Consider the following 14,285-nt stretch of genomic DNA (forward strand, 5'->3'; position numbering starts at 1 on the left):
AGAATGAAAAAAACTCAAAATAGGGCATATCAAAAAGGCATCACCATGTTGGAATCCCTGATTGCCATTGCGGTGCTTGCCGTCGGCATGTTAAGCATGCTGCAATATTCCAGCAACACCATGCTCACTATTACCAACAATGGCGTTCGCGCCATGGCATTAAAATCGGCAGCAGAGCAGTTTGTTTTAATGCAACTGCAGGCGGCCAACAATCTTACCAATTTAAAAGATGCACTGGTGGCCATGCATAATGGAGGGAACGGCACCCCCATCACCACCGCAGACAATCAACGCTATCATCTGAGCATATTGGAAATTCGCGGCGGCTACAGCGCCAATGCCATACTCACCACTAATTTATTGGCACACCCGCCTACTTACAATTTTGACACCGATACCACCAACTGGGAATCGCCCTTAACAGCGGGCATAAAAGTGGTATTTACAGATTCTCAAGGGAACACGGTTGCCAATTATGTTCCTGTTACCATACCGTTTAAATAAAGTGACCCAAACGTGTTAGATCACTCACAGCACTTAAGACACAACAAGGGATTTACCCTGACTGAACTCATGGTCGCTTTGGTCGTGGGCAGCCTTGTTTCACTGGCCACAGTAACCGCTTTTAGCACTCAAAGTGGCTTAATTTCACAACAAACCTTACGCATGCAAGCCGCAGCAGACGGCCAAGAAACCTACGACGCAGTTAGCCGAATGTTGCGCCATGCGATCAAAAACAGTATTTGCATTTCCAGTTTGAACAGCGCGGTTTTTACTCGAATTGATTTCACCTTACCACCGGGCATGCGCATTTGGCCAAACAATGTGGGGAGCTTTAGCGATAACCGGGTCCGATTGGAATGGAACAACAACACCAAACAACTGAGCTACGCCAATGCCACACCTAACCTCCTGTTACCAGCACAGTGTGATGACCCCAACCCTCTGAACAATATGACGCCTCTCATGGGAGCCACCACAAAAGCCAATACTCAAATTACGCAATTTGATCTTAGCGATAACAACAATGGTAGTTTTCGCTTACGGATGACAGTACGGGCAGGAACAATAGCATCCACTGCCTCATTGTTTGGCCACGATATTCTACCGAGAAATTAGCAGGAACCAGCACATGAATCCTAAAATCAAATCCATGCCACCCATTCATCGTCAATCGGGATATGTATTGGTACTGGTAACCGTATTCCTAATCATTCTGGCCGGTTCCACCATCCAGTTTTTCAACCGCACTGCGGAAAACACCCAAATCGCAGGTATGTATCGCGACAACACCGCATCACTTTTAATTGCGGAAAGTGCTCTGGATTTCCTGACCAACAGTTTTCACAACGGCTTACACACCGGACCTGCAGGTGGTTCTGGTAGCTGTACAGGCACAAATGCGACGGATCGTTGCAGGGCAGCTGCCATACAACAAAACATGAATAATCCCACAACGCAGCTTTTACCTTATAGCTATTATGTTGCTGATACAGCCTCTGCAACACCCAACCGTATATCGGAAAACCAAGCGTCGATCCTGCAAAACATTGCCAGCAGTGAGGCTAAAAAGGAAACCGGATCCACGCTTATCAATGGCCAAGTACCTGTGGGGTCTCTCCTACGGGTAAGCTCGCTATTTGTAAATGCGAACCAACACCCCCTGCTTTTTAGCACTAACCAACAGACCGGTATTTTAACTCGAATTCAAAATTCAAATGCCTGGAACAACGAATGGACGGTTCAAAATTCCGCTGACTGGAATGCTCTAGACAGAACTATAAAAGCGGCCGCATGGCTTGAATTCACTCAAAACGCATCAGATTCCAATGCCGTGGATATTTACGCGCAGTCCGTGGCTCAAGTGGGTGACAGAAAAAGTTATACCCAAAAATATGTAGGCAGTTATTACAACAGTACGGTTCTTGGCACCTTACCGGTGCTGGCCGAATCTAAACCATAGACACTATGTCTTGTACAAAGCGCATACAAGGTAGTACAACAAGGCAGTTCAACAATAGGGGACGACGCATGTTTAAGAGTAACCACAAGCGAACACTCATGGGGGCAATCTGCGCATCAGCGATGATAAGCACTGGCACAGCGACAGCGGCAAGTGAGGTCATATTTGACAACACCGCCACCCCGCATGCGAAGGCCATCCAGACCAATATGGCATTTATAGCCCCAGGAGGCAAAAGCCAGACCGGTGTTGAAGGTCCTAGTGGCAATGCCATTAACACCGATCAATTTAAAGTGGCCAACCGCGTTATTGGTACAGACGGCACCCACTCACTGTCCATCGATGTCGGCGTTAGCCCCAGTACCGTGGCGGAAAATCAAGCCCAAACACCGGAGAAATACAATTTTTTCACAGCGGGCCAACACTTATTTGATTTGCAGCGTTTACGTACAACGGCAGATTGGCTTTCGGCAAATGTTTCGCCGGACTTAGGGATAGGCATCACTCAATACGGCACAATCACCCTGAAAGAATTTTTAGCCAATGTGCAAAACGGCACTCCCATGTATGGAATCGTCCGGGTATTGATTGGGCTGGAAAAACCGCCCGGAGCGGCAAAATACGGATTTTGTAACGGCGCCTTACCTGCCCCCAGTCTGTGTGAATGCGCTCCCGGCACAAGCGTCTGGAGTGACATCGAAGCCAATGCCACCAGTTGCGGAATAACGTTTAATAAAGATTCTCGCATTGATGTCAAAGGTTCGCTATTGTGGGACTTCGTCGACCACCAGACCAGAAACCCCATTAGTTTAAGCGAACTGCCTACCATTCCACGAAATCTGTATTTCAAGGTGATTGTACCGATATTGGTCAACGCGGATACAGCTGAGCTTGACAACAAATTTGGGTTGGACCGCAAAGTGGTGGGCGAAATCGATAAAGTCGTGAAAAATTCAAGTCACAATATTCCGCTCAACAAAGTACCCCTGTCCGCTAAGCACGCATTCGAAAAGTATCACCAGCTTACGCTTGACAGTACCGTATGGAACGAACTAAACCAGCCCAGCAAGTTACACTTGCTGATGCCCAATGGCTATGAAGCCGGTTGGGCCGAGGCTTTTAATGCGCTGAATCTCACGCGCAACGATTGGACCAACTTGCCGCCTAGCGCTACCTGCGGCGGTTGTGCCAAGTTTAAATTGCCCGCAGGCACACCAGAAACCACAAGCCCGGCGGCTGGACCGTGGGAAGCCAATCATTTTCGCGACGATGGCTTTGAGGATATCCCAACGTACCTGTACACCGGCGGACTTATTGATATGCATGATAATGTCTTTATTTCCGGTTTACTCTATGTACCCCAAGCCATCGAGCTGGAAGCTAAACAAGCCAATGTCGTGCAATATATTATTGGCGGCGTGGTGGTCAGGGACGGTTTTTATATTGAAGAGCATTCCGGCAACAGTAGAACCATCATCAGTTCTGAACCCACCACCTATTCCACGGCTATGGTTAAATCCAGCGGTACCACCTCGCTTACCGCGGTAACTACCGGTCCTGCAGGTGTCCTACCGGGCAACGGTACAACACAAGGCACAGGACCCTCAACGCCTCCCGCCAACGGTGCGGCGGGTGTCATTGCCGGCAACCCGGGCACCAATGGCAGCGGCAGCACCGGAACCGCAGGAGCCACGCGCTGGGTGGAAATCAAACCACTGCCTTAGGAAATAAGGTCTACTACATCACACACAAAAGCCGACTTCTGTCGGCTTTTGTTTTCTAACGGAGAAAAAAATGTTTTCCCAGCTGTATCAAACCCAGTGACTGTGACTCGGTTCGAGACTTCCGCGAGACCAAGCTCACACTATTTATAATAACAATAACAATGAGTTATAGTTTATTTGCGTTTTTTTAAGTATATAAAGATCAGCGGAGTTAATTAAGCGACCAACGGTCGCCACTGCTCGCACAAGTCTGCCGTTAGCTCATACACTTTGAGCACACTCACAAACGGGAGCATACGCATGAGCAATCAGCGTGGTTTTACTTTATTGGAACTCATTGCCGTATTGGCCATTGCAGGAATAGTTCTGACCATGGCCGTTCCCAGTTTCAGCGTGGCCATGAAAAACAACTCCATCGCCATTCAAACCAACAACCTCATCGCTGATATAAACCTGGCTCGCAGTGAAGCCATTAACCGCGGTCGTTCCGTGATGATCTGTCGCAGCGCCGACCCGGGGGCCAACCCACCGGTATGCGGTGGCAGTGTTAACGACTGGTCTGGCGGCTGGCTCATCTTCGCCAGCGGCGATAGCAACACCCAATACGATACCGCCACCGACACCCTGCTGCGCGTTACGGATTTAAATCCGGAGAAAGGCGTTACTGTAATCAGTAATGCCACCGCTAATACGAATCTGGAATACAGAGCCGATGGCAGCGTTAACCAAGGCGGCAACACCTCTTTGTTTGCCATTTGCGATCCCCGCGGTAAAGACTTTGGCAAGCAAATCCAAATCAGTCCCACAGGTCGACCGCGATTGGTGTCACCGGTACCTGTAAGCTGCACCAGCCCCTCTGTATAAGGTAGGACGCTATGCATCACGCAAACAGACAACGGGGCATGACCATGATAGAAGTACTGGTGGCAGTGTTCATCATGGCCGTAGGCTTGTTAGGTATCGCCGGCATGCAGGTCAAAAGCATGAAATACAACACCAGTGCGTATGCCCGATCCCAGGCGCAACTACTGGCCAACGACATGCTGGACCGCTTACGCTCCAATCGGGCCGGTGTCAAACTGGGCCACTATAATAATTTGTTTGCCTCTGCACCTACAGACCCTGGCTGCATCAGCAGCGGTTGCACCCTGGTTGAATTGGCCCAATACGACGCCTTTCAATGGTCCAACCTGCTGGACCAAACCCTGGCCCGAGGCCAAGGTAAGGTTGTACACAATGCCGATGACACCTTTACCATCACCGTTATGTGGGATGACTACAGAACAGGCGCGTCCGGTACCGCCTGTAGTGGCGACCCCGCGGTGGACCTAAGCTGTTTTAGTGTGAGCAGCCGCCTATGAAACCGTTGTCTTTCAAAACTCAATCCGGATTATCCTTAACGGAAACCATGGTTGCCCTGGCCATTAGCCTGATTTTATTGGCCGGTGTGATGCAAATTCTCATGAGCAACAAACAAAGCCACCGTGTACAGGAAGCCTTTGCCCGCTTACAGGAGAATGGTCGCTTTGCCATGCAGTTTATCACCCGCGATTTACGCATGGCCGGTTATATGGGCTGCGCCAGTTTGGATACGGAACCCGGCAACATTGTCGACTTGAATCAGGATGGCGCTGCGGATTTAATCGCCTCGTTTTCGGGAAATGGTTTACAGGGCAAGGAATACGCTGACCTTCCTCTGGCACTGTCCGATACCGTGAGCCTCACGACAACCAATGTCGTTGCGGGTACGGATATTGTTCTCATCAAACACGCCTCACGCACCGGTGTACGTTTGGATGATCCCGTCCCCACCATCAGCGGTCAATTAAAATTGGATGCCACCACCGCATCCGGCATGTTTCAGCCCGGTGACATTTTGTTTGTCACCGACTGTGAACAAGCGGACGTGTTCGCCGCCACAAGTACTAACGCCGTCGGCGCAGCCTATGTAGAGATTGCACACGCCTCCACATTAAACCTATCACCGCCTCATCTTTCCAAAGCCTACACTACAGAAGCGGAAGTGATGAAAATGCAGGCCTCGGCTTACTACATTGCTAATAACAGCGCCGGTGTTCCTTCCTTATTCAAATACAGCCTGGGCAACGCGGACACGCTCAACAGTCAGGAACTGGTGGAAGGAATAGAAGATCTGCAAGTTCTCTATGGCGTGGATTCGGACGGCGACCGAGTCGTCAATCGTTTTGTCGACGCTTCCGGTGTCAGTAATTTCAGCCAGGTGATCAGTGCCCGAGTGACTCTACGCGCACGCACCATTGAAGATAACATCACCACCAATGTGACCGCTTTTGGCGATCACCGGGTGCGCCGCAGTTTTACCACGCTGGTAACCATCAGAAACCGAACCTCTTGAGCCAAGCAAAGGAACTGATTATGAAATCACTCGCATCCCTGCCGAAACAAAATGGAACCGCCTTACTGGTGAGCATCGTAGTCTTAACCATCTTAACTCTATTAGGCATGAGCAGCCTGCGCAACGCTTCAACCGAGGAAAAAATGGCCGGCAATATGCGCGACAAAGACCTGGCCTTCCAGGCTGCAGAAGCCGCATTGCGCGCGGCGGAGAAATACATTGATGACAATGTGATCTCTGTCAATGCCTTTGACACCAACGGCAGTGACGGCCTCTACGATAACAGCGATGACCGCATCTGGAAAAATATTACCTGGACCAATACAGACAGCTTGGAATACAGCGACTTTGACAGTCAATACAAAGTCAGCAGTGCTCCCCGCTATGTAATTCAACACTTAGCCAGCAGTAATTCCGGTGTCGGTAAAGTTACGTTAAAAAACTATGGCCAAGGTATCGGCGCCGGACAAATAGAAACTTTCCTGATTACCGCACGAGCGACCGGCGGTAGCAGCCATAGCGTTGTCATGCTGCAATCCACCTATGGTAAACGGTTGTAGGAAAATGCCAGGCAAATACGCGAACAATGGAAACACCGAGAAAAACGGAGACGCCATAATGAAACGCAATTCAAATTCCTGTCATGATTCAATCATTGTGGCCCCACGCGGTTTTATCCCGTGCGTATGGGCACTGTGTTGCGCATTCTACATGCCCGTATTATCTGCAGCCAACCTCAACCTATCTAATGACGCCCTGGAAGTGGTCAGCAATGTAGAACCCAATGTGGTTATTTTGAGTGACGACAGCGGCAGTATGGACTGGGCGGTTATGACCCCGGAGTTCGAGGGCATGTTTCACCTGGGTGTAGCACCTTACTATTACACCCACCCGGACCCCGGCGTTACAACCACCGATGCACCTGCGGCCAATTACGATCAATGGGTAGTTCCCAGTCAGGAATATCTGGCAGCCCAAGGCCTCGCCTCTCCCCAAGGCGGTGTCTGGCGCGCCTGGAACCACAACTATAACCCTATTTACTACAATCCGGATGTCACTTACCGCCCATGGTCCGGAGTGAACAGTGCCGGAACACCTTACGGTAATGTGAGCGCCACAGCTGCCCCCTATAACCCTTATCAACCGACGCAAGGTATATTGGATCTAACCGCCACTCTAAGTTACAACACCGATTGCGGTTTGACGGCCTGTAGCGCCATCGTTGCCTTATCCACCCCCTTCACCGTGACCAATTTTTACCCCGCACGTTTCTACACCTGGGGCGACAGCGACAGTGATGATATTGTCGATGCCGATGACAGCCACACCCTGGTGGAAATTCGTCCGAGTTTCACCTATACCCGCGTGGCCTTCAGTGACGCTACCGGAAAAGGACGCAGTGATTGCACCGACAATGGGGACGGCACCGCTACATGCACATACACCCAGGAAATTCAAAACTTCGCCAACTGGTTTAGCTATTACCGCAAACGCGACTTAAGTGCAAAAGCGGCTCTCAGCCTGGTGATCGACCCTATTGAATCTGCCCGCATTGGTTTTGCCACTATCAACAGAGCCAACACGGACAATTTACGGGTTGCCAGCATGAACACCGCCACTGCCAGCGGAAACAAACGCAGTCTGATGGACAAACTGTTTGATACCCGCCCGTCCGGTTCCACTCCCTTACGTACCAAGCTGGAACAGGCCGGGCGTTATTTTGAGTGCCGAAATAATGACTTGTTTGGATCCACCGCTGACAGCTCTCCGGGGAGCAGCACCTGCCCTATCCAAGCGGCACCCGCGGGCAGCTGCCAACAAAACTTCACTGTGCTAATGACGGATGGCCACTGGAATGGCACCAATCCCGGCATTGGCAATATTGACAATGATGTGAGCAACTTCAGTAGCGGAGCTTTTGCCGACAGCCACAGTAATACGCTGGCCGACGTGGCAATGCGGTACTACAAGACCGATTTGCACACCGCTCTGGCAGACAATGTTTCCACCACCACTTTGGATATTGACCGTTATCTTGGCCCGGCTCCATTTGAAACCATGCATCAACATATGAGTACCTACGCCATCGGCTTCGGGGTACAAGGCAGTCTCAGTGCCATGCCCACCGATCCCGCTACAGCCTTCAGTTGGCCCGACCCCGTTAGCGGTGACCAGGAAAAAATCGATGACGTCGCTCATGCCGCTTACAATGGCCGGGGTGAATACCTCAGTGCCAATAACAGTCAAACCTTACAAAATGCCTTTAACCGGGTTTTTAGTGAAATTCAGGCGGGCACAGGTACGGCCACGGCTGTTGCCTTTAACACTCAGGAAGTGGAGGCCGGTACCCTGGTATTCCGTGCTTCCTTTAACACCAAAACCCACCGCGGTGATCTGGTAGCCCAGCGTATTTTTCCCAATGGCACTATAGACAGCAACATTCAATGGAGTGCCGCGGAACAACTGGACAACAAAATCAACCCGGACCAACGTGTTATTATCACCTATAGAGACACCGGCAGCAGCACCAGTCGCGGCATGCCGTTCCGCTGGAGCGACTTGGATAGTGGCCAACAAACCTACCTCAACAGCCCACAACCAACCAACATCAGCGCAGCAACCAACACCTTTGGTGATGAGCGTTTGAACTATTTGCGCGGAAGCAATAGCGACGAGGGACCCTCCGGCGCTGACGGGCAATTCCGCGAACGTGCCTTGTATGCCGGAAAACTCGGCGATATTGTGCACTCCACTCCCGTATTTGTCGGTACGCCCCACTTTATAGGCCGCAATGGCGGGGTTTACCCCACCACCAGCGGCGAAACCTATGCCGAATTCGTCACCTATTATAGAACCAATCGGCGCCGTGAACTTACCTACACCGGCGCCAATGACGGCATGTTGCATGCTATCGATGTAAGTGATGGTTCCGAGGCGTTTGCCTATATTCCCAACATGGTAGTAAAAAACCTGTCCCAGCTGAGTAATCCGGGTTACGCCCACCGTTTCTATGTGGACCTTACCCCCAGCATTAACGATGTGTATTTTATGCCGTCAACCGGAACCAATGCCACGGATCTCAGTTGGAATACGGTACTTGTGGGTGGCTTGGGTGCAGGCGGCAAAGGTTACTACGCTTTGAACATTACCCAGCCGGACGATTTCAGTAACGAAACTTCAGCGGCCAATAATGTTCTATGGGAGTTTACTGAAGCCGACGATGGCGGTATTGGTAACAGCGATTTAGGTTTCAGTTTCAGCCAACCCATGATCGCTATGAGTAATGCTGAAGACGGTTCCGGCAATAAACGCTGGGTGGTCATTTTCGGCAACGGTTACAATAGCAGCACCACTGCCGGAGAAGCTTATGTATACGTCTTATTTGTCGATGGCGGACTGGACGGCACCTGGACTTTAAACACAGATTATTACAAGCTGGCCACTGGCAAAGGTATTGCCCAAAGTGCCACTGCCACACCCAACGGCATCGGCGGTCTCAGCGCAGTAGACGATGACAATAACGGTACGGTGGATTACGTTTATGCCGGAGATCTGCAAGGTAATGTGTACCGCTTTGATCTTGCCAGCACCAATGCCGGCAACTGGAACAGTGGTACGGAAATACTGTTCACCGCAAAATACAAAAGCAACTACAGTTTTCCCCGAGATATCGTCCAACCCATAACCAACGCACCGGCGGTGATGAAACACTATCTGGGTGGATATTTGGTCATTGTGGGCACCGGCAGTTGGATGACCGATGAAGATGCCACCAGCACGGACATTCAATCCATCTACGGCTTGTGGGACGACATGTCTGTCAATCCCACCATTACCCAAACAGCCGTCAGCAACCAATTAGTACAACAATACTTTACCAATCACGCGTCAGCGGAACACGGATTTACGGTGCGCACGCTCAGTAACAATGCGGTGGCCTGGAACAATACGGGAAGTGCTGCCGGAAAAGTCAAAGGCTGGTACATCGATCTGGACATGCCCACTGCAGGGACGTATTCCGGCGTTGAGTATCCCGGCGAACGCGCTGTTCGTAATATCCAAATCCGTGGCCGACTGATGTTTGTCAACACTGTCATCCCCAAAAACACCGCCGCTTGTAGTGTGGGCACGGGAGGCTACCAGTTGGGTTTTAACCCCTTTAACGGCGGTTCCGGTGTTAACCAAGTCTTTGACCTGGACGGTGATGGCGCGTTTAACCTTACCGACAATGTCGCCGACACAGCGGGTTACTGGAATATTGTCACGGGCATACGCTTTGACTCCGGCACACCCACGGACGCCGCATTTGTGGGCAATATTCGCTTTACCCAAGCAGGGCAAGACATTGTTGCACTCCGGGTAAATAACAGTGGTGACCCACACACCGGCCGAACATCGTGGCGGGAATTAGAACCATAGAATTTGAAACCATAGAATTTGAAACCATTGAATTTGAAACCATTGAATTTGAAACCATTGAACGGGAAACCGGCAACCACAGTCGTAATTATTTATAAGGGGACTTATATGCGAAACCATAGTTTGACACATGACTGTCTGCGGTCTGGGTTCATAGTAACAACGCTGGTTCTGATCGCCCTATTGTGTGCCGGCGCCAACGCCACAGAGCCCCGGCGCGGCAGTCTCAGACTCAATGCCCCGCTGCCCGCTTACTACCCGGCCCAATTTCCACACAGCGGCAAAATTACTGAGATCGAATCACAAAATTCAATAATAATTAATGGATTACGCTACAAACTCTCTGCTTACGTAAAAGTGCACACAAAAGAATCCAAATACGCTACACTAGGGGCATTGCAGGCAGGGCAGGAACTGGGATTCAAAACAAATACCAGGAGCCAAGCCAATAGCACAAGAGATAGAGGTGAAATCACCGAGATGTGGGTATTACCTACCGGTTCAGTGAAACTGCATTGAACCAAAGCTGCAAATGTAACCAAGAGTACCGCAAGAGAGTCAGTCTATGAATACTAAATTCAAATCCAATGCTTTTCCGTCACTTGTTCCGTCACGCCAAGACGGCTTTACTCTGGTGGAACTCATGATCGTCCTGTTGATTATGGGTATTTTGGCTGGGATTGCGATTCCTCAATATACGGCCAGCATACGCCAAAGCAATATCAGAACGTTACAACCTGCCATGCAAGCTTTCGCTCATGGTATGGAACGGTTCCATAATGAAAATCTCACCTTTGTGGGCACATCAGCCGCCGTACCCGGCGCCCCTCTACCGGGAATATACCCCAGCCAATGGCCACAGCAAGGCACCGCCTACTTTAATTTGACAGTACAGGCAGCGGCCGGCAGCAGCTATACCATACGCGCCACCCCCATCGCCGGCACACCACTGGCCACCGTGGGCATGATGGAATTGGATGCCACCGGCGCCCGGCGCTGGGACAAAAACAATGATGGTGATTTTGCGGATGTCGGGGAAAACAACTGGGACCAGTAAATCCCTAACTGCAAAATAGTACTAAGAACAAATAATATTGCGGCTGCAAATATCATTTATTTATATAAACATATATTCAAATAATTGATTTTTGAGTCACCAACGGAATTTTCTTTATACCGTTTATCCAGCCTGATTGACCACTCATCGAGATCATTGGTTTAAACCATCCTTTTTCCCCATTTCCCCTTGTATACTCTACTTCATGGATAGTAAGGGGTTTACACTGGTCGAGTTAATGGTGGTGCTGGCACTCATCGGCATCATTTATGCGCTTGCCTCCCCCATGGGTACTTTGTTCCAAAACGACAGTGCCGCCTCTTATATGAACGATTTTGTCGCCAGTACCCGTCTGGCCCGCAGTCACGCCATCACCAGCAATGCTCCGGTGACCGTGTGCCCAATGGCCGCCGCCACTCAGCAAATCGCGGAACCCGAGTGCAGCGGCGCCACGAATTGGGAAGCAGGCTGGGTGATTTTTGCCGACAGCAACGGTGACGGCAGCATCACCAACGGCACCGCCGGTGACACCAGCGATGACGATACCATATTACGCTTCTATACCGCCCTGCCCAATAATTTCACTTTGCGTACTACACGAACCCGAATTACGTTCCAAAGCACCGGCATGGCAATTGGATTCAACGGCACTTGGACCTTATGCGACCCCAGCCGCAGCCTTCAAATCGCACGCGGCGCCATTATCCCCATCACCGGACGAACACACTTGGCGGTAGATTCCGACAATGATCGGATTCGTGAGTCTGATGGTACTCCCCTCGAATGTCCGGCTCCGGCTTAACATATTTACAAGTGAAAAACGTGAAACAGACAAAACGCAGCACTTTAGGACTTACGCAGTTAGCGATCGGAAACTTGGCAAACCAACGCGGCTTGACCTTAGCAGAAGTGTTGATTGCCGTGGTCATCCTATCCATTGGCCTGTTGGGCATAGCCGGACTGCAATTAACCGGTTTACGTGGCGCACAAAGTGCCAATCTACGCACACAAGCGACCGTATTGGCCAACGATATAGCTGAACGCATTCGAGCCAACCCGACGGGCGCGCTGAATCCCGTAGACGGCGGGGGTATTGCGCTGGCCAGAAACACCACTTACGCTGACGTATCGCTGGCAAACATTGTGTGCGACCCCAATGAGCCCGGTTTTGTTGCTCCGCCCCGCTGCAGTAAAACCCCGGCAAGTGCCCCCATCAACTGTTCCACCCGGCAAATGGCCATACACGATATTTCCGTGTGGCTCTGCGGTATTGGCAATAATGATGGGGTACAAAATTTGTTGCCGACTCCTGTGGCAACAATAAGTTGTACCGATCTGGTAGCCGGCGACACGGATAACTGCTCTCCAGGTTCAACGCTTTCGGTCAATGTAGGCTGGAACGAAAACGACGCAGCCGTCGGCAACAATGTCAATCGAACCGTTCAACTGTTGATTGTACCGTAACGCGGGCCAGCCAAATGAACACAGACAGAATACACACAAGCACGACATACGGTTTTTCTTTGGTGGAACTGATGGTAGCCCTGGCCCTGTCGTTGTTTCTGGCCGCCGGTGTTATGAAAATCTATGTCAATAACAAAGTCTCCCAGGAAGTGCAGCAGGTCGCCGGAGAAATGGTGGACAATCAACGCAGCGCCCTGGAGTTCATCAGCCGTGACTTGCGCGATGCCGGTTTTACCAATGTTCCCGGCTTGGCGATCATTGACAGCACCTTGTCCGCTGAAGGCGCCAATGACAGCAGCGATACTATCGCCATTAACAAACAATCAGCCACCGATTGTCTGGGAGTCGGTACTGAGGATGATAGCGGCATTGCTACCAATACGTACTTTGTCAACAATGGCAGACTCATGTGTCGTGGCGTAAAAACCGTACAACCCATCGCCGATGGCGTGGAAAGTATGCAGATTCTCTATGGCGAAGATACCGATGCCATTACACCGGGGGGTATTCGTACCGCAAATCGCTACGTGGGCAAAGACGATGTCATCAATTTCGGAAACGTAGTGAGTGTGCGCATATCCATATTATTTCGAAGCAGCAGACCTATTGTTGCTACTGCGCAGGAAGAGACCTACAACCTCTTGGATGCAACCCCAATTACGGTAAATAACAATATTGCGGCCATTGCCGTGGCAGACCTGGACCGATTCCGCCGCCAAGTGATTACCTCAACGATTTCATTTCGCAACAATTTGTAACCGGTATAAAAGGAACCCAAGGAGCGTATGATGAGTTTACAGCCACAGCAGCAAGGAACCGCCCTGGTGGTAGGCCTGGTCATACTGGCCATACTCACGGTATTAGGCACTTCCAGTCTCAGCAACAGCCTGCTGGGCGAACGCATGGCCGCCAACACCCAAAACAATACGCTGTCCTTTCATACGGCCGACTCCGCCGTGCAAAGAACTGTCGCTCTGCTGCGCCAAAGTGAAGCGGAAGCAAACGATGCCCGCACCAATGTCGATACCCTAAGCTTTCCCGAACTGATAGGAACCCGCCCCAGCACCAATACGACGAATCTGGAATTTACCGGCGCGCGTCATATCAACGGCAGCAAAGCCAATGACCGTAACGGTGTGATAGCCCATTCCTTTCGCATCACCTCCACGGCGACGATTACCAATACGCCCACCTCCACCACAGTACGCCAGTCTGTTGGCAAAGGGCCATATTTGCGCGACCAGGTGAAAGAACTCACTATTAATGCGGCAAACTAACTCATTC

The 14,285-nt window shown here is 50.8% G+C and carries 14 protein-coding genes and 2 pseudogenes; all 16 read left to right on the top strand.

Annotated elements, in window-relative coordinates:
- The first annotated feature begins 3 nt into the window (after positions 1-3).
- The 16 genes and pseudogenes from OEY58_01855 to OEY58_01930 all read left to right on the top strand — a co-directional run bounded on the left by OEY58_01855 (position 4) and on the right by OEY58_01930 (position 14,278).
- The gene (locus OEY58_01855) at positions 4-504 is read left to right on the top strand and encodes a prepilin-type N-terminal cleavage/methylation domain-containing protein (protein ID MDH5324186.1); all 501 of its coding nucleotides are present in this window, start codon (positions 4-6) and stop codon (positions 502-504) included.
- Between the two features lie 12 nt (positions 505-516).
- Positions 517-1,119, top strand: a complete 603-nt coding sequence (locus OEY58_01860) for a prepilin-type N-terminal cleavage/methylation domain-containing protein (protein ID MDH5324187.1) — start codon at positions 517-519, stop codon at positions 1,117-1,119.
- A gap of 13 nt (positions 1,120-1,132) precedes the next feature.
- Positions 1,133-1,963, top strand: coding sequence for a hypothetical protein (locus OEY58_01865; protein MDH5324188.1), 831 nt, complete (start codon positions 1,133-1,135; stop codon positions 1,961-1,963).
- Positions 1,964-2,031: 68 nt separating this feature from the next.
- Positions 2,032-3,687, top strand: a complete 1,656-nt coding sequence (locus OEY58_01870; GenBank protein ID MDH5324189.1) for a hypothetical protein — start codon at positions 2,032-2,034, stop codon at positions 3,685-3,687.
- 300 nt (positions 3,688-3,987) lie between these two features.
- Positions 3,988-4,551 carry a GspH/FimT family pseudopilin gene (locus tag OEY58_01875; GenBank protein MDH5324190.1) on the top strand — a complete coding sequence of 188 codons (564 nt, stop codon included), beginning with the start codon at positions 3,988-3,990 and terminating at the stop codon, positions 4,549-4,551.
- An 11-nt stretch (positions 4,552-4,562) separates the two neighbouring features.
- Positions 4,563-5,048, top strand: a complete 486-nt coding sequence (gene pilV / locus OEY58_01880) for a type IV pilus modification protein PilV (protein ID MDH5324191.1) — start codon at positions 4,563-4,565, stop codon at positions 5,046-5,048.
- The gene (locus tag OEY58_01885; protein ID MDH5324192.1) at positions 5,045-6,061 is read left to right on the top strand and encodes a PilW family protein; all 1,017 of its coding nucleotides are present in this window, start codon (positions 5,045-5,047) and stop codon (positions 6,059-6,061) included. Before pilV (OEY58_01880) ends, OEY58_01885 begins: the two co-directional genes overlap by 4 nt.
- A gap of 20 nt (positions 6,062-6,081) precedes the next feature.
- Positions 6,082-6,621: a PilX N-terminal domain-containing pilus assembly protein gene (locus OEY58_01890; protein MDH5324193.1), complete on the top strand. Its 540-nt coding sequence runs from the start codon at positions 6,082-6,084 to the stop codon at positions 6,619-6,621.
- A gap of 58 nt (positions 6,622-6,679) precedes the next feature.
- The gene (locus OEY58_01895) at positions 6,680-10,480 is read left to right on the top strand and encodes a PilC/PilY family type IV pilus protein (protein ID MDH5324194.1); all 3,801 of its coding nucleotides are present in this window, start codon (positions 6,680-6,682) and stop codon (positions 10,478-10,480) included.
- Positions 10,481-10,588: 108 nt separating this feature from the next.
- Complete coding sequence (locus OEY58_01900; protein ID MDH5324195.1) at positions 10,589-10,999, top strand: hypothetical protein; 411 nt, start codon at positions 10,589-10,591, stop codon at positions 10,997-10,999.
- 46 nt (positions 11,000-11,045) lie between these two features.
- Positions 11,046-11,177 (top strand): annotated as a pseudogene (locus OEY58_01905) (prepilin-type N-terminal cleavage/methylation domain-containing protein).
- Positions 11,151-11,537, top strand: coding sequence for a general secretion pathway protein GspH (locus OEY58_01910; GenBank protein MDH5324196.1), 387 nt, complete (start codon positions 11,151-11,153; stop codon positions 11,535-11,537). The pseudogene OEY58_01905 and the gene OEY58_01910 overlap by 27 nt, the downstream one beginning before the upstream one ends.
- Before the next feature lie 205 nt (positions 11,538-11,742).
- Positions 11,743-12,339 carry a GspH/FimT family pseudopilin gene (locus tag OEY58_01915; GenBank protein ID MDH5324197.1) on the top strand — a complete coding sequence of 199 codons (597 nt, stop codon included), beginning with the start codon at positions 11,743-11,745 and terminating at the stop codon, positions 12,337-12,339.
- A gap of 65 nt (positions 12,340-12,404) precedes the next feature.
- Positions 12,405-12,611 (top strand): annotated as a pseudogene (gene pilV / locus OEY58_01920) (type IV pilus modification protein PilV).
- A 404-nt stretch (positions 12,612-13,015) separates the two neighbouring features.
- The gene (locus OEY58_01925; protein ID MDH5324198.1) at positions 13,016-13,759 is read left to right on the top strand and encodes a PilW family protein; all 744 of its coding nucleotides are present in this window, start codon (positions 13,016-13,018) and stop codon (positions 13,757-13,759) included.
- 27 nt (positions 13,760-13,786) lie between these two features.
- Positions 13,787-14,278: a PilX N-terminal domain-containing pilus assembly protein gene (locus OEY58_01930; protein ID MDH5324199.1), complete on the top strand. Its 492-nt coding sequence runs from the start codon at positions 13,787-13,789 to the stop codon at positions 14,276-14,278.
- The last annotated feature ends 7 nt before the right edge of the window (positions 14,279-14,285 follow it).

Source organism: Gammaproteobacteria bacterium (assembly GCA_029882975.1).
Classification (GTDB): domain Bacteria; phylum Pseudomonadota; class Gammaproteobacteria; order SZUA-152; family SZUA-152; genus JAJDNG01.